Annotated in this window: 14 protein-coding genes; 10 read left to right on the forward strand and 4 right to left on the reverse strand. The window is 67.3% G+C overall.

The features are described 5' to 3' along the window. Positions 1 to 343 precede the first annotated feature (343 nt). Positions 344 to 1,237, forward strand: coding sequence for an SDR family NAD(P)-dependent oxidoreductase (locus NFL01S_RS30105; protein ID WP_245670954.1), 894 nt, complete (start codon positions 344 to 346; stop codon positions 1,235 to 1,237). A 55-nt stretch (positions 1,238 to 1,292) separates the two neighbouring features. Continuing rightward, entirely contained in the window at positions 1,293 to 1,895 is a 603-nt protein-coding gene (locus tag NFL01S_RS30110) for a nuclear transport factor 2 family protein (RefSeq protein WP_157117102.1), read from the forward strand. 227 nt (positions 1,896 to 2,122) lie between these two features. Here NFL01S_RS30110 and NFL01S_RS30115 read toward each other — a convergent pair whose 3' ends face one another. Genes NFL01S_RS30115 through NFL01S_RS30125 form a run of 3 tightly spaced genes read right to left on the reverse strand, consistent with a single transcriptional unit; the run spans position 2,123 to position 4,908 of the window. Next, entirely contained in the window at positions 2,123 to 2,935 is an 813-nt protein-coding gene (locus NFL01S_RS30115; RefSeq protein WP_062979688.1) for a mycofactocin-coupled SDR family oxidoreductase, read from the reverse strand. Between the two features lie 43 nt (positions 2,936 to 2,978). Beyond that, a complete protein-coding gene (locus NFL01S_RS30120; RefSeq protein ID WP_210744992.1) occupies positions 2,979 to 4,037 on the reverse strand; it encodes a hypothetical protein in 1,059 nt (352 codons plus the stop codon). A gap of 1 nt (position 4,038) precedes the next feature. Then, positions 4,039 to 4,908, reverse strand: a complete 870-nt coding sequence (locus NFL01S_RS30125; RefSeq protein ID WP_210744993.1) for a UGSC family (seleno)protein — start codon at positions 4,906 to 4,908, stop codon at positions 4,039 to 4,041. A gap of 164 nt (positions 4,909 to 5,072) precedes the next feature. Here NFL01S_RS30125 and NFL01S_RS30130 point away from each other — a divergent pair, with 164 nt between their 5' ends. The 3 genes from NFL01S_RS30130 to NFL01S_RS30140 are packed head-to-tail and all read left to right on the forward strand — an operon-like array spanning position 5,073 to position 7,779. Continuing rightward, entirely contained in the window at positions 5,073 to 5,849 is a 777-nt protein-coding gene (locus NFL01S_RS30130) for an SDR family NAD(P)-dependent oxidoreductase (RefSeq protein WP_062979689.1), read from the forward strand. Beyond that, on the forward strand, positions 5,846 to 6,937 hold the full coding sequence (locus NFL01S_RS30135; protein ID WP_062979690.1) for a CaiB/BaiF CoA transferase family protein: 1,092 nt from the start codon (positions 5,846 to 5,848) through the stop codon (positions 6,935 to 6,937). The genes NFL01S_RS30130 and NFL01S_RS30135 overlap by 4 nt, the downstream gene beginning before the upstream one ends. Next, positions 6,934 to 7,779: a sugar phosphate isomerase/epimerase family protein gene (locus NFL01S_RS30140; RefSeq protein ID WP_062979691.1), complete on the forward strand. Its 846-nt coding sequence runs from the start codon at positions 6,934 to 6,936 to the stop codon at positions 7,777 to 7,779. Before NFL01S_RS30135 ends, NFL01S_RS30140 begins: the two co-directional genes overlap by 4 nt. 57 nt (positions 7,780 to 7,836) lie before the next feature. Here NFL01S_RS30140 and NFL01S_RS30145 read toward each other — a convergent pair whose 3' ends face one another. Beyond that, complete coding sequence (locus NFL01S_RS30145; protein WP_062979692.1) at positions 7,837 to 8,628, reverse strand: enoyl-CoA hydratase/isomerase family protein; 792 nt, start codon at positions 8,626 to 8,628, stop codon at positions 7,837 to 7,839. A 280-nt stretch (positions 8,629 to 8,908) separates the two neighbouring features. On the opposite strand from NFL01S_RS30145, the gene NFL01S_RS30150 reads away from it, so the two are divergent. From NFL01S_RS30150 to NFL01S_RS30170, 5 genes are all read left to right on the forward strand, one after another. Then, positions 8,909 to 9,700, forward strand: coding sequence for an enoyl-CoA hydratase/isomerase family protein (locus NFL01S_RS30150; RefSeq protein ID WP_062979693.1), 792 nt, complete (start codon positions 8,909 to 8,911; stop codon positions 9,698 to 9,700). Positions 9,701 to 10,117: 417 nt separating this feature from the next. After that, positions 10,118 to 10,573, forward strand: coding sequence for an FAS1-like dehydratase domain-containing protein (locus NFL01S_RS30155; protein ID WP_063916095.1), 456 nt, complete (start codon positions 10,118 to 10,120; stop codon positions 10,571 to 10,573). Beyond that, positions 10,570 to 11,019: a MaoC family dehydratase gene (locus NFL01S_RS30160; RefSeq protein ID WP_063916096.1), complete on the forward strand. Its 450-nt coding sequence runs from the start codon at positions 10,570 to 10,572 to the stop codon at positions 11,017 to 11,019. The genes NFL01S_RS30155 and NFL01S_RS30160 overlap by 4 nt, the downstream gene beginning before the upstream one ends. Continuing rightward, positions 11,016 to 12,023 (forward strand): TIGR03617 family F420-dependent LLM class oxidoreductase, encoded by a 1,008-nt coding sequence (locus NFL01S_RS30165; RefSeq protein WP_062979695.1) that lies wholly within the window; start codon positions 11,016 to 11,018, stop codon positions 12,021 to 12,023. Before NFL01S_RS30160 ends, NFL01S_RS30165 begins: the two co-directional genes overlap by 4 nt. Next, on the forward strand, positions 12,020 to 12,802 hold the full coding sequence (locus NFL01S_RS30170) for an enoyl-CoA hydratase (protein ID WP_062979696.1): 783 nt from the start codon (positions 12,020 to 12,022) through the stop codon (positions 12,800 to 12,802). The genes NFL01S_RS30165 and NFL01S_RS30170 overlap by 4 nt, the downstream gene beginning before the upstream one ends. Positions 12,803 to 12,958: the final 156 nt, after the last annotated feature.

Below are 12,958 nucleotides of genomic sequence, written 5' to 3' on the forward strand. Positions count from 1 at the left end.
TCACACGGGTGCTCGACCCGGCTCCTCGCCTGCGCCTATCGAGCGTGGATCGACCGCCGCGACCCCGGCATTGGTCACCGCAGATTCGGGGAGAAGCGCTCGTGATCCGTACGATTCCTAGCCTCCGACACTCGAGGCTCTCATCGTTTGGCGACCTCACCGGTGGGTCAGTGCGGCCGAACACAAGTGGGCCTGACGAGCAGTTGGACTGTGGCGCACCACTCACGCTGGCTACCTGCCACAAACGACGATGTGCGTCATCTAGACGCGATCCGGGCACAGTCCGCATCCAGCACCCGCTCTGGCCGCCCACATAAGTTCTCGAATCCGGGTTGAGTTCTCATTGGGCCCACCCTATTCTTTAATAGATCAATTATCTAACGTATACTCGAAACTGGTGTGGGAGGTTCCTGTGGTCGCGGCTGATCTGGGCGGCCGGGTGGCACTCGTCACCGGCGCCGGTCGAGGTCTCGGGGAGGCGCATGCGCGGGAGCTGGCGCGTGCGGGTGCCACTGTTGTCGTCAATGACTTCGGTGTCGATATCAATGGTGACGCGCCCGATTTCGCCGTGGCCGAACGGGTTGCTGCCGCCATCCGTGCCGATGGCGGCAAAGCAGTGGCCGAAACGTCCGATATCGCAAGCTTCGCCGGTGCTACCGGGGCGGTGGAACACACTGTCGCCGAGTTCGGTCGCATCGATATCCTGGTGAACAACGCCGGCATCATCGGAGCCGGCAGTGCCTTGGATTCGATTACGCAGGATGAACTCGAGCGTTTGCTTGCTGTGCATACCGTCGGCACGGTCGGTGCCATCGCAGCGGCCCTCCCGCATATGAGGCGAGCAGGGTTCGGCCGGATCATCAATACGACCTCCGAGGCCTCGCTGGCCACCGATATCGCCGCGGGTGCGGCCTATGCCGCCGCGAAGTCCGCGGTATGGGGAATCACCATGTCGGCCTCGAAGGAGGCCGGCGCGGGAATCACGGTTAATGCCGTGTCCCCGGGGGCGCTCACGCGGATGTCGGAGGGCTTCCTTCTCGAATCAGGCATCCCGGATGGCCTGGATCTGTCGCCGGTCCAGGTGTCTCGTGTTGTCGTGGCCCTGTGTACCGAGGAGGCCGGACGATTCACCGGACGGGTGCCGCACACCGCGGGCGGCTTTGTCCGGGAATATGTGCTGCGGCGGCGCGATGACACCGATCTCGCGGAATATCTGCGTGAACAGCTACTTCTCTGAACTGGGGGTCGTCGGCACGGGTGTCTGTTGCGTAATGACATGAGGAGCAAGTGATATGTCGGCCTCCGAATCGTATGCGCCCCATTTCGGCGCCGCTCGAACCGGCGATCTCGCCGGGGTGTCGCCCGTCGAACGCCTCGTTGCCCACGATGAGATACGGCAGCTCGCTTCGCGGTACGCACTCGCCATATCGGCGGGCGATCTGGACGCGCTCGTGGAGTTGTTCGTCGACGATGCTCTCGGTGCACACGGAGAGCGCGGGCCTGCGGCTCTGCGTTCCCTGTTCACCGGGCATCTGCGTCTTACACCCGTGAATATCCTGCTGATAGCCGGACATGTCATCAACCTGCGCGACGCCGATCACGCGGCCGGCACCGTGTCCTGTATTGCCGAACTGGGCGACGAGAACCGCTGGATCCGGCAGGCGATCGCGTACGAGGATCGCTACGAGCGGCGTTCGGGCCGTTGGTACTTCGTCGATCGGCGGCACCGCCTCTTCTACGGCCTCGAGGTGCCGGAGCGGCCCATGGCGCAGCCCGACGCCAAGTGGCCGCGCAACATCGTCGGAAGGGGCAGTATCCCGATGGGGTGGAGCTCATGGCAGGGCCTGCATGCAGGCGCGGAGTCCAGCCTTCCGCCGTCGCAAGGTCAGGGTTAGAGCTCTCCAGAGTCTGTTGGACGGCGGACTCGGCCACCGTCGATCACCCACACCTGTCTTGGGACGTACGGTGTTTCGTCGTCGTCCGCGAGAAAGCAACCACGGCGGGTGGTCGCCTGTATGCGCTGCGCCCCACCGCGGCGTACAGCCCTGGCAGCTCCCCGTACCGTCGGCGGGAATTCGGTCGGTTGGTTCGCTGACCCGGCACTCAGCGAACCAGCCGCCTTTCAGATCTTGGTCGCGCCGTGATCGACGGTGAGCTGCGTTCCGGTTACGGTTCTCGACTCGTCCGACGCGAGAAACAGGACGGCATCGGCAATGTCTTCCGGCTGTGAGATCGGGGGATCGAACCAGTACTGCCCCATCGCGCTCTGATACGACGGGTTGTCCTCGAAAACCTTGGCCCCCTCGGATCCCATCCGGCCCATCGGCGTATCGACTCCCCAGGGATGCACAGTATTGACGCGGATCCGGTACGGCGCGAGCTCGATCGCGGCGGCTTTGGCCAGCCCGACGACGCCATGTTTCGCGGCGCTGTAATGGGCCTGGCCGGGCAGCGATTTGATACCGGCGGTCGAACTCGTGCAGATGATCGATCCGCCGTTGTCCGCGTCGATCATGATCGGCGCGGCGACACGCAAGGTGTTGAAGACACCGGTGAGGTTGATATCGATCATCGCCTGCCACCGCTCCACCGATATTTCCCAGAAGCGGCCCCAGGAGACGATACCGGCGTTGGCGACCACGATATCGAGCCGGCCGAGCTCCGCCGCGCCGCGCCGGACGAGCGCATCCAGCGTCTCCAGGTCGCGAACGTCCACTGTCGCCGAGACGGCCCGGCGACCGAGCTTTTCGACACGGTCGACCGTCTCCGCGAGCTCGTCGGAGGTGGCCGGCGGATAGTCGAGCGCGGTGGGGGAGTCGCAGATATCGCAGATGATGACGTCGGCTCCCTCCTCGGCGAGCCGGATGGCCTCGGCTCGTCCTTGGCCGCGCGCCGCGCCGGTGATGAGCGCAACCTTTCCCTCGACTCGTCCCATATGCCCTTCTCCTATCACATCTTTCGCTTGGTGCCGGGCCCGTTCACCGGACGGCGCGTGTCTGGGACCGGGTAGCACCCCAGCTGTGCAGGACGGCCGCATGAAGACCGCCGAGTCCGCCGGCCGTCAGGACGATGACGTCGTCCGGGCTGTCGGCAAGGTGCACGAGTCCCTGGTGGTCCACTCGACCGAGGGCTTCGATCGGGCCGCGGTGGGTGCTGGGGAACTGATCCAGCGGGAGGGCGGCATGGTTCCACAACCGCGCTGCGACGTCGGTTATGTCGGGAAACTCCCGGCCGATGATATCGGCCCACACCGGGTTCACTGCGACCATAACCTCGGAAAACACTGTCGAGGTGAGGAACCCGTTCGCGCCCGGGTAGGCCATCGACTTGCCGATGATCTCCAGTAGCTCGGATCCGGTCGATGCCGCGATATCGCAGATGTTGACCGTCCCCATCGCGCCGTAGACGGTCACCGCGTCGCCGGGTACTCCGCGCCGCTCGGCGAGAGGTGCCCAAGGAGATCGTTCCTCCCACTCACCGAAGACGATTCCGGCCACACGACCGGGTGTGCCGTAGACACTCTGGGACGTCACGCCGACACGCTGGCCTGCGATATTGCGCATCGTCAGGCGTAGGGCGCGGCCGATCGACGGCGCTCCACCGTCCGCACCGCCCAGGCACCCCGGGCCGAACGGGATTTCCAGCTCGTGGCGGACCTTTCCGTTGACCACAACAGCCGGAACCACCGACCCGGTGGTCGCGTTCAGGGCATGGAGGTCGAAAGCGGGCTCGGCCATCGCCGCCAAGGCCGAGCGGAGCAAGGGGAGCGAAGCGGGTGGCGCTCCGGCCATCACCGCATTCGCGGCCAGTCCGGCGAGTGTGCACGGCGCACCCGACGGCGGAAGTTCGGCCACGACCTCGTCCGGGTCGCCGTCGACTGCGGCGAGGAATTCGTGGACTCGCTCCGGCGTCGGGGGGATCAGCGGCAGCCCGTCGGACCAGCCGGCCGTGCGGGCGTACCGGCTGAACTCGGCTGTGCCGGCGGGCACTTCGGTAAGGGCTTCGAGCGCGGACTGCCGCACGGTCTGGGTGGTCATCTCAGCTCACCGCCGCGCTGGTTGCCGCGAACTGTGCGGCGAGATCCCGGTAGTGTTCCCGGCCGATCTCGCGTACTTCCCGCTCGGGTCTGATATCGAGGGGATACGGCAGTTCGTGCACGCGCAGACCTGATCGGCCGTATTGTGCGGCCAGCGTCCGGGCGAGCGGACGGAACTGTGCGGTCGCGACAGCGACGGTCGGCAGCCCGGTACGTAGTGCGGTGACGGCATCCTTGACGGTCCACGACGTGCACGAGCCGCAGTTCGCCAGCCCGGATACCACCGCGTCCACCGAGGCCAGGAATTCGGCGTAGGAGGCTTCCTGGTCGTGGCCGGCCGCGCGGTCCAGGCCCTGGGCTCGCCGCCAGATCACGGGTTCCGCGCCGAGCGCGCGAAGGGCGGCCGCCCATTCGTCGACGATCCAGTCCCACGAGCGCCACAGCACGTCTACCCGGAATCCGATCCGTTTACCCGCCAGGTTGTCCAGGTCCGGGCCGGGATCGGCATCGTCGGCTACGGCGACCGCACAGGGGTCGACGACGCGAAGCGCAGCCCTTGTATCGGTGGCTTCGACACTCCCTTTCGGGATGGCGGAGGGGACTTCGCTCGCCTGGTTTCCATCCCCTACCCGGGGGTCGGCGACGAGGACGGCGTAGTCGCCGGGATGGCTTCGTTTCAGCGCCGATTCGGCCATCCGCTGCAAAGCGTCCGGCGGGAGAACACACTCGGCGCATTCTGCGGATTCCAGGTCGAGTTGCAATTCCACCTGACGGCGACGGGTGTCGATTCGGACGAGCCTGAGATCGGCGCCATCCCCGCTGACCGTCTCGCGCAGGCGGGCTGCCGCCGTCGCGATCTCGTTGATCTCCATAGTTAAAAGATACATCTAATTGTGCTATAAAATGGGCGAATCGTCCTCTTCGACCGGTCATTCGCGGACCGGATGTTCACGGGTAGCGGATGACTTCGTCCTGCGATTCCGGCGGCCGGAGTTCCGTATGGAACGTGATACCGAGATCGATAAAGGAGCAGTTCATGACCGACACAGTTGTCTGGATCACCGGAGCGACCCGAGGGCTGGGAGCCGGCCTGGCGCGGACGTGCCCGTACCCGCGGGCCCGGATCATCAACGCGTCACGATCACCGCATCCCGACCTCGAGAACATTCGCTTCGACCTCGGCGATCCGTCCAGTTGGTCCGCGCTGCGCGCATCATTCGACGAGGTGCTGAACGGTTTCACCGGCAAACGCGCCATTTTCGTGCACAACGCGCTGTTCGATGGATCGACGGGGTATGCGGGCGAGATGGACGAGGATCTCTATTACCGCGATGTGATCGGAAATGCCGCCGCCCCACTGGTATTGGCGGACTGGTTTCTGCGTGCGGTGGGGCCGGGATACGAGTCCGGAATCCTGCTGATGTCCTCGGCGGCGGCCCGGATGCCGATCGAGGGTCACAGCGTCTACGGCGCCGCGAAGGCCGGGGTGGAGCACTGGGTCCGGGTCGTGCGCCGTGAGCGCGCCACCCGGGGGACCGGCCCCTGGGTTGTTGCGGTCCGCCCCGGCATGGTCGACAGTGATACCACGCGGCGGGAAGCCGAACTCGACCCCGCTGTTTACCCCATGGCCGTCCATCTCGGGGCAGCGTTCGAGGCGGGGGAGGCGCTGAGCCCGGACGACGCGGCGCGCGATATCTGGGCGGCGATGCCGCCACCTCCGGATACCTCTGTGCTGTTGTTCGGCGCCCCTCCTTCCGGCGTGCTCGCCGCCGGATCGGCGAACCCCTCGGCTTCGGTCGAGTCCGGCTCATGAGCGGGGCACTGGCCGGCCTGCGGGTCATCGACACGGCCACTCTGTACGCGGCGCCGTATCTCGCGACGCTGCTCGCGGATCACGGCGCCGATGTCGTGAAGATCGAACCACCTGGTGGCGACTCCTACCGCCATCACCCTGGCCGGATGTGGCCGCTGCTGGCTCGCGGGAAGCGCTCCGTGGAGCTCGACCTGCGCAGTGAGGCAGGCTGTGCCGCGCTGCGCCGGCTGGTGGTCGATACCGATGTGCTGGTGGTGAATATGCCGCTCGCGACCCTGCGCAAGCGTGGTCTCGACTATTCGACACTCCGGGCGCTCAATCCCGGTCTCATCTATGTGTCCGTGACCGGCTACGGGCAGGACGGGCCCTACGCCGACAGGCCCGGCAACGGCACCATCGCCGAGGCGTTCAGTGGGCTCACCCATGTCACCGGCGAACAGGACGGGCCCCCGATTCTGCCGAGCGTTCCCACGGGCGACGCGGTGACAGCATTGACCGGGGCGTTCGGGGTGCTCGCCGCCTGTTATCACCGGTTGGCGCACGGCGGCGGCGGTCAGCTCATCGATGTCAATCCGATCGACAGCCTGCTGCAAGCGGTGGCACCCGTCCATACCGCCTACGAGGGCTCGGGAGAACCTCCCGCCCGTCTCGGCAGCAGATTGCGGGACTCGGTGGTGCGCAACGTTTTCCCGACCGAGGACGGCCGCTGGGTGGCCATCGGCGCGTCGACGCCCAGACATCTCGCCGACCTGGCGGCCTTGGCCGGGCACGAAACCCGCGACGAGGCCGGGGCCCCGGTGGGTGACGTGGAGGCGTCGCTGCGGAAATGGACGAGCAAACAGCACCACACCGTGGTGGTAGCGGAGCTGGTGGAACGGCGGCTGCCCGTCTCCCTGGTCCAGAACGCTCGCGATATACGCGATGATCCCCATGTCCGGTCCCGGGCATGCCTGACCGAGGTGACCACCGCCGAGCAGGGCGCGATCACCGTGCCCGCGCCTGCCCCGCGTCTCTCCGGTACCCCGGCGAAGCCGGCGACTCGGACTCCCGACCTCGGCCGGCACACCGGCGAGGTGCTCGGCGAATGACGGGCGTGGCGCGGGGCGGGCTGGTGGAACGTTTGGCACTGATGAACGGATGTCTCGCCACGGTCCCGTTCCGGCGGTTCGTCGCCCTCGCGGCCGCGGCCGGCTTCGAGGCGGTCAGCTGCTGGCCGAACGTATGGCGGCACGCTCGTCGCAAGGACGGTCTCGATCTGGCCGGGATGCGAATGCTTCTGCAGGACAACGGCCTTGTGCTGACCGACTGCGACGGCTGTCGCGAGTGGGTGGGCAGCGCACTCGGCACCGCCGCGACAGCCATCGACGCGGACCGCCATGAGATGTTCGAGGTGTGCAGTGCGCTCGGCGGCACCACGATCACGGCGGTCCACGACACCGGCGACGGACTCGACCTGGATCGCGATGCGGCCGCGTTCGCCCGGCTGTGTGATGACGCGGCCGAACACGGTCTGCGAGTTGCCCTGGAATTCGTACCGTTCACGACGGTAGGGGATGTGGGCACCGCGTGGTCGCTGGTCGAGGCCGCCGGGCGGCCCAACGGGGGACTGGTGTTCGACCTGTGGCATCACGCCCGAAGCGGCGCAGCCGATTCCGACGTGTTACGTGTTCCGGCATCGCGTATCTTCACCGTCCAGCTCGCCGACGGGCCGGGTCGTGCTCCGGGGCCGGACCTTGCGTTGGAGGCCAGGACCGGCCGCCGTCCGCCGGGCGCGGGCGAGATGGGCAATTCCCGGCTCCTCCGGATCCTGGCCGGGATGGGGGTGCGCGCCACCGTCGGGCCGGAGGTGCGGTTGACCGAGGACACCGAGATCGAACACCACGTCAACGACCTCTACCAGGCGACCGTGCGCACCCTTGCCGAGAAGTGATCGAGGTCGACCCGGCAGTGGAATGAACGTGCCTCTGTCGTCCGGGGCCGGGCGATCTCAGCGTCCCGTGAAGCGTGGTATCCGCCGTTCACTGAATGCCGCGAAGCCTTCGCGCGCATCGTCCGTGGCGAACAGATGGTGGAGCCGCTGGAACTCCAGGTCGATGAAGGAGCGGAAGTCGACCCGTGCTGCGGTCAGGTAATGCTGTTTGAGCGCGCGTGCTGCGAGCGGTGCCCGGCCCGCGAGGTGGGCGGCCACCGTGGCCACCGCGGCCGGGAAGTCGGCATCGTCGTGTACCGAGGTGAGCAGACCGAGCTCGAGGGCTTGGCCTGCGCTGAGCTTGTCGTCGAGCAGCGAGAGGCGTTTGGCGGCGGACTCGCCGATGAGCCTGGGCAGCAGCCACGGCAACCCCATATCGCCGGCCACGCCGATCGTCAGGAACGATGAGCGGAACACCGCCGAGCGCGCCGCCACCCGCAGATCGCATGCGCAGGCGAACCCGAAGCCGGCACCGGCGCACGCCCCGTTGACCGCGGCAATGGTGGGCACCGGCAGCTCGTAGAGCCGGATCGGAAGCGAGATATCCGCTGCCACCGGTGATACATCCGCCGGTGCCGGCCCGCCCTGGGCGTTGGATCCGTGCACATCCGCACCGGGACAGAACGATCGGCCGGCGCCGGTGAGCACCAGTACCCGCACCTCCCGATCGCCTGCTACGCGGTCGAGGGCGTCGGTCATCTCGGCAGCCATCGTGACAGTGACGCCGTTGAAGTGCTCCGGCCGGTCGAAGGTCAAGGTGGCCACGCCTGCATCATCGTGGTCGAGCCGGATGGTCGTGTAGTCGGTCATATCTGGCCTCCGGAGCTGAAACGAGTGCGCTCGCAACGTATCACCTATTAACTAAATGTATTAACTAAATCACTGTTGGGCGGGTAGGGTTGTGTTGCTGTGGGGCCGGTCCGCATGAGGGCCGGCGCAACGAGTCGCTGAACACGCTGGGCAAGGAGCTCAGCGATTCCGCCGAGCGGATCCAGGTGCTGTCCGGCCGGGTGGTCCGTGGCCTGCATCCTCTGCTCCGACGCTGAATCACCGCAACGGTAGTGCCGGCACGCCGGCCCGAGGAGGTCTTGTGAACGATTCTGTCTTCGTCGAGCGTATCGATGACGCTCTACTCGGTATCACCCTGAATCGTCCCGATCGGCTCAATGCGATCGAGGATTCCTTCGTGGCTGCCATGCACGCCGCACTGGACGGTGTCGAGGCAGAGCCGGGGGTGCGGGCTGTGGTGCTCACGGGCGCCGGGCGCGGGTTCTGTGCGGGCGCCGATCTGACGGTCACCGCGGATCTCGAACGGCAGACCTCTGCCGACCTCTATCGAGGTCAGCAGCGCCTGGCCGATATGGCGGTCCGGTTGCACGAGCTGCCGGTACCGGTGGTTGCCGCTGTCAACGGACCGGCGGCCGGCGGTGGACTCGCGCTGGCCGCCGCGTGCGATCTGCGGGTGGCATCCACTCGCGCGCACTTCGCGGTGGCCAACGTCCGCATTGGTATCTCGGGTGGTGAGATGGGGCTCAGCTGGCTGCTTCCGCAGTCGGTGGGCCGGGCCCGTGCAACGGAGTTGCTGCTCACCGGGCGTCGCTTCGATGCCGCGGAGGCCCTGGAATGGGGATTCGTCAATCGCCTCGCCGAGCCTGCCGATGTGCTGGCCGAAGCGTGCGCGCTCGCTCGCGCGGTGGCGGGCAACCCCGCGTTCGGAGTCAGGCTGACGAAGGAGATGCTGCGAACCACGGCTACGGCAAGCAGCCTGCGGGACGCGGTCATGCTGGAGAACCGCACACAGGTCCTGGCGGTATATGCGGGCGATATCGATCAGGCCACCGAATCCTTTCGCCGCGACGGCCCGCGCAGTGCCGGCCGGTGACCGGCGGCGTGAACCGCTGAACTCGGCTCGCCTGTATCGAGCGCGAGTACCCCCGATGGTGCTGCCGTGTCGCACGGGTGACCCGGAGAGTTTCGTGGAGTGGCGGCTGGACGGGGACCCGGTGCCCGCTGCCTCGAGCCCACGCCACGATCAGCCGGGTTTCGGTCCGCGCGGTCAGCGCCTTGCCGGAGGTGTCGCCGATCGCCGAGTTCGTCGAGTGGCTCGGGGGTGGGCCGCTAGGGCCGCATATGCGACAACTCTGCCGGCCGTCGAGCGCGGGCCGGTCTGTCACGCCGCGCGCGAGAGGGGGCGGTGCGAATATCGCAAATCGCGCCATTTTCGAGAGTTAGAGCAATTATTTATCTATATTGGTTCGAGCGGCAATGGAGGTGTCATGATCATCTGGAAGAGGTACCGATGACGGTCGAACGATTCCCTGTCGAGGCGGGGCACGTCCTGATGTTTCGACGCGCCGTAGGTCACCGAGACACCGAACGCGGCGCCGATACGTCGGCCGATCTCCCGGTCCCGCCCACATTCGTCCAGGCGGCCGTGCAGTTCGACCCCGAATACGTCCTGCGGCCCGCGCCCGGTCGCACCTGGCACGGCTCCGCGGACGACCCGGGCTTCATACCGTCGGGGGTCGACGGTCTGCATGCCGAGCAGCACTACGAGTTCCACCAGCCGGTTCGCGTCGGCATGGTGCTGCACACCACGGAGCGCGAAGGCCGGACCTGGCAGAAATCCGGCCGCTCCGGCACGCTGCACTTCTCCGAGCAGATCGTGGACTATATCGACGATTCCGGCACCCTGATCGTCACCGCGACGTCGGTCGGCGTACGCCGCGAGCCGGCCGCGGAGGTGCCCCGATGACCGCGCTTGCCGAACTCGAGGTGGGCGCTACGCATTCGGTCGTAGTGGTCGAGAACCTCACCCGGACCCGCCTGGTGCAGTACGCCGGCGCGTCCGGCGACTACAACCCCTTGCACACCGATGAGCCGTTCGCTCGCGAGATCGCCGGCTATCCAGGGGTTTTCGCGCACGGCATGCTCACCATGGGCATGACCGCCCGCGCGCTCACCGACTGGGTGGGCGAGGGACATATCACGCGTATCGGGGTCCGGTTCACCGCCCAGGTATGGCCGGGCGACACACTGACCGCCGTTGTCACCGTGACCGAGGTCGCCGCCGGCCGGGTCGGCTTCGACCTCACGACCACCAACCAGGACGGCACCGTCGTGCTGACCGGCACGGCGGACTGCGCCGCTGGTGCGGGCGGCCTCCGGGTCGCCGCCGTTGCGAGCGGGGCGGGCGCATGAGGGTTGACGTCACCGCGGAGCAGTCACTCGGTTCAGCGTCCGCCGTATCCGCTGAGGAGGCCGGGTACGACGCGATCTGGCTCGGCGAGACCCGCCACGATCCGTTCGTCTCCATTGCGCTGGCGGCGCAGTCCACATCGCAGGTCCAGCTGGGTACCGGCGTGGCGATCGCGCTGGCGCGGTCGCCGATGACACTTGCCGTGACGGCCAACGACCTTCAAACGGTCAGCAAAGGGCGTCTGCTGCTCGGCCTCGGGTCGCAGGTCGAGGCGCACATCACGCGCCGGTTCTCGATGCCATGGGTGCAGCCGATCGGACAGATGCGCGAGTTCGTGCTGGCCCTGCGGGCCATCTGGCGCTCGTGGCACGAGGGCGAAAAGCTCGACTTCGCGGGTGACTACTACTCACATACGTTGATGACGCCGTTCTTCGATCCCGGCCCGAACCCGTTCGGTCCGCCTCCGGTGTTGCTGGCGGGTGTCGGCGCAAAGATGACCGGGCTCGCCGGCGAGGTGGCCGACGGTTTCCTGTGTCACGGTTTCGCCACCGAGCGTTATCTGCGCGAGGTGGTCGTTCCGAGTCTGCGCGAAGGTCGTGCGAAGGTGGGCCGCGGCCTCGAGGGCTTCGAGATCAGCGGCCTCCCGTTCGTGGTCACCGGCGGTACCGAGGAGCAGATGGCCGCGTCCGCCGCGGGCGTGCGTGGACAGATCGCCTTCTACGCCGCGACCCGGGCCTACCGTCCTGTTCTGGAACTCCACGGGTGGGGCGATCTCCAGTCCGAGCTCAACGCGATGACCAAGGCCGGACGCTGGCAGGAGATGGGCGGACTCATCGACGACGAAATGCTCGGCACGTTTGCGGTGGTCGCCGAACCGGACAAGGTCGCGGACGAGGTTTTGCGCCGCTACCGGGGCCTGTTCACCCGCCTGCATCTGTATCTCGTGGGCGAGACCGACCACGAGATACTCGCCGGTATCCGCGAACAACTGCAAGCGGACACATGACCGGCGGCGACCCGGAGCGCACGCTTGAGATCCAGCGCGACCGCGGAGTGTGGATGATCACCCTCAACCGTCCGGGCCGGCGCAACGCGATCAACGCACGGCTCCAAGCGGAACTGGTCGCGGCGCTGGCCGAGTTCGACGCCGCGCCGGAGGCCCGCGTAGCGGTTCTCACCGGCGCCGATCCGGCTTTCTGTGCCGGAATGGACCTGCGGGAACTCGGCAGTGGATCCCTGGGCCACGAAGACGACGGGACGAACTTCGCTCAGGCGATGCGCATGGTCGGTAAGCCGGTCGTCGGCGCGGTCAACGGTCCCGCGGTGGCCGGTGGTCTGGAGCTCGCGCTGGCGTGCGACTTCCTGATCGCCTCGGAACGTGCCTGGTTCGCCGATTCCCATGCCGACGTAGGAGTAGTGCCGGGAGGCGGGCTGACCGTCTACCTGGCGCAGGCCGTCGGGGTGCGTCGGGCCCGGCAGATCAGCCTCACCGGCGAGTACGTGCCGGCCGAGCGTGCGCTCCGCGACGGGTTGGTGACGGAGGTGATCGCGCACGACCAGTTGCTGCCCCGGGCGGCCGAGCTCGCCACCGCGATCGCCGAGCGAGGTGAGCACGTGGTGGCGGCGATTCGCACGGCCTACGACCGCGCGCTCAACCTGCCGGCCGACGAGGCTCTCGACGCCGAGTCCGCCGCATCGCGGGCGGCCGGGATCCCCACCGGCCACGTGCACGAGGTCGCGGAGGGGCTCATTGTGCGAGGCTCCGGTACGACCGGCCGGAAATGAGTACCAGAGCACGCTCATTCGGACTGCGGTGCGGTGGTCCGCACGGCAACGTGTGCCAGCGGCGGTCTGCCGCCCGCCGCGCCGCCGCCGAAAGGGTTTGCGCGGCGTCGAAGGCTCCGGTGTGTCGAATCCTGCAACCGCAGCGGCCATATGGGC

Origin of the sequence: Nocardia flavorosea NBRC 108225, from assembly GCF_001613385.1 — a bacterium.
GTDB lineage: Bacteria > Actinomycetota > Actinomycetes > Mycobacteriales > Mycobacteriaceae > Nocardia > Nocardia flavorosea.

Coding starts and splice junctions, on each gene's coding strand:
- NFL01S_RS30110 (WP_157117102.1), top strand. CDS start 1,293: ATGTCGGCCTCCGAATCGTATGCGCCCCATTTCGGCGCCGCTCGAACC.
- NFL01S_RS30115 (WP_062979688.1), bottom strand. CDS start 2,935: ATGGGACGAGTCGAGGGAAAGGTTGCGCTCATCACCGGCGCGGCGCGC.
- NFL01S_RS30120 (WP_210744992.1), bottom strand. CDS start 4,037: ATGACCACCCAGACCGTGCGGCAGTCCGCGCTCGAAGCCCTTACCGAA.
- NFL01S_RS30125 (WP_210744993.1), bottom strand. CDS start 4,908: ATGGAGATCAACGAGATCGCGACGGCGGCAGCCCGCCTGCGCGAGACG.
- NFL01S_RS30130 (WP_062979689.1), top strand. CDS start 5,073: ATGACCGACACAGTTGTCTGGATCACCGGAGCGACCCGAGGGCTGGGA.
- NFL01S_RS30135 (WP_062979690.1), top strand. CDS start 5,846: ATGAGCGGGGCACTGGCCGGCCTGCGGGTCATCGACACGGCCACTCTG.
- NFL01S_RS30140 (WP_062979691.1), top strand. CDS start 6,934: ATGACGGGCGTGGCGCGGGGCGGGCTGGTGGAACGTTTGGCACTGATG.
- NFL01S_RS30145 (WP_062979692.1), bottom strand. CDS start 8,628: ATGACCGACTACACGACCATCCGGCTCGACCACGATGATGCAGGCGTG.
- NFL01S_RS30155 (WP_063916095.1), top strand. CDS start 10,118: ATGACGGTCGAACGATTCCCTGTCGAGGCGGGGCACGTCCTGATGTTT.
- NFL01S_RS30160 (WP_063916096.1), top strand. CDS start 10,570: ATGACCGCGCTTGCCGAACTCGAGGTGGGCGCTACGCATTCGGTCGTA.
- NFL01S_RS30165 (WP_062979695.1), top strand. CDS start 11,016: ATGAGGGTTGACGTCACCGCGGAGCAGTCACTCGGTTCAGCGTCCGCC.
- NFL01S_RS30170 (WP_062979696.1), top strand. CDS start 12,020: ATGACCGGCGGCGACCCGGAGCGCACGCTTGAGATCCAGCGCGACCGC.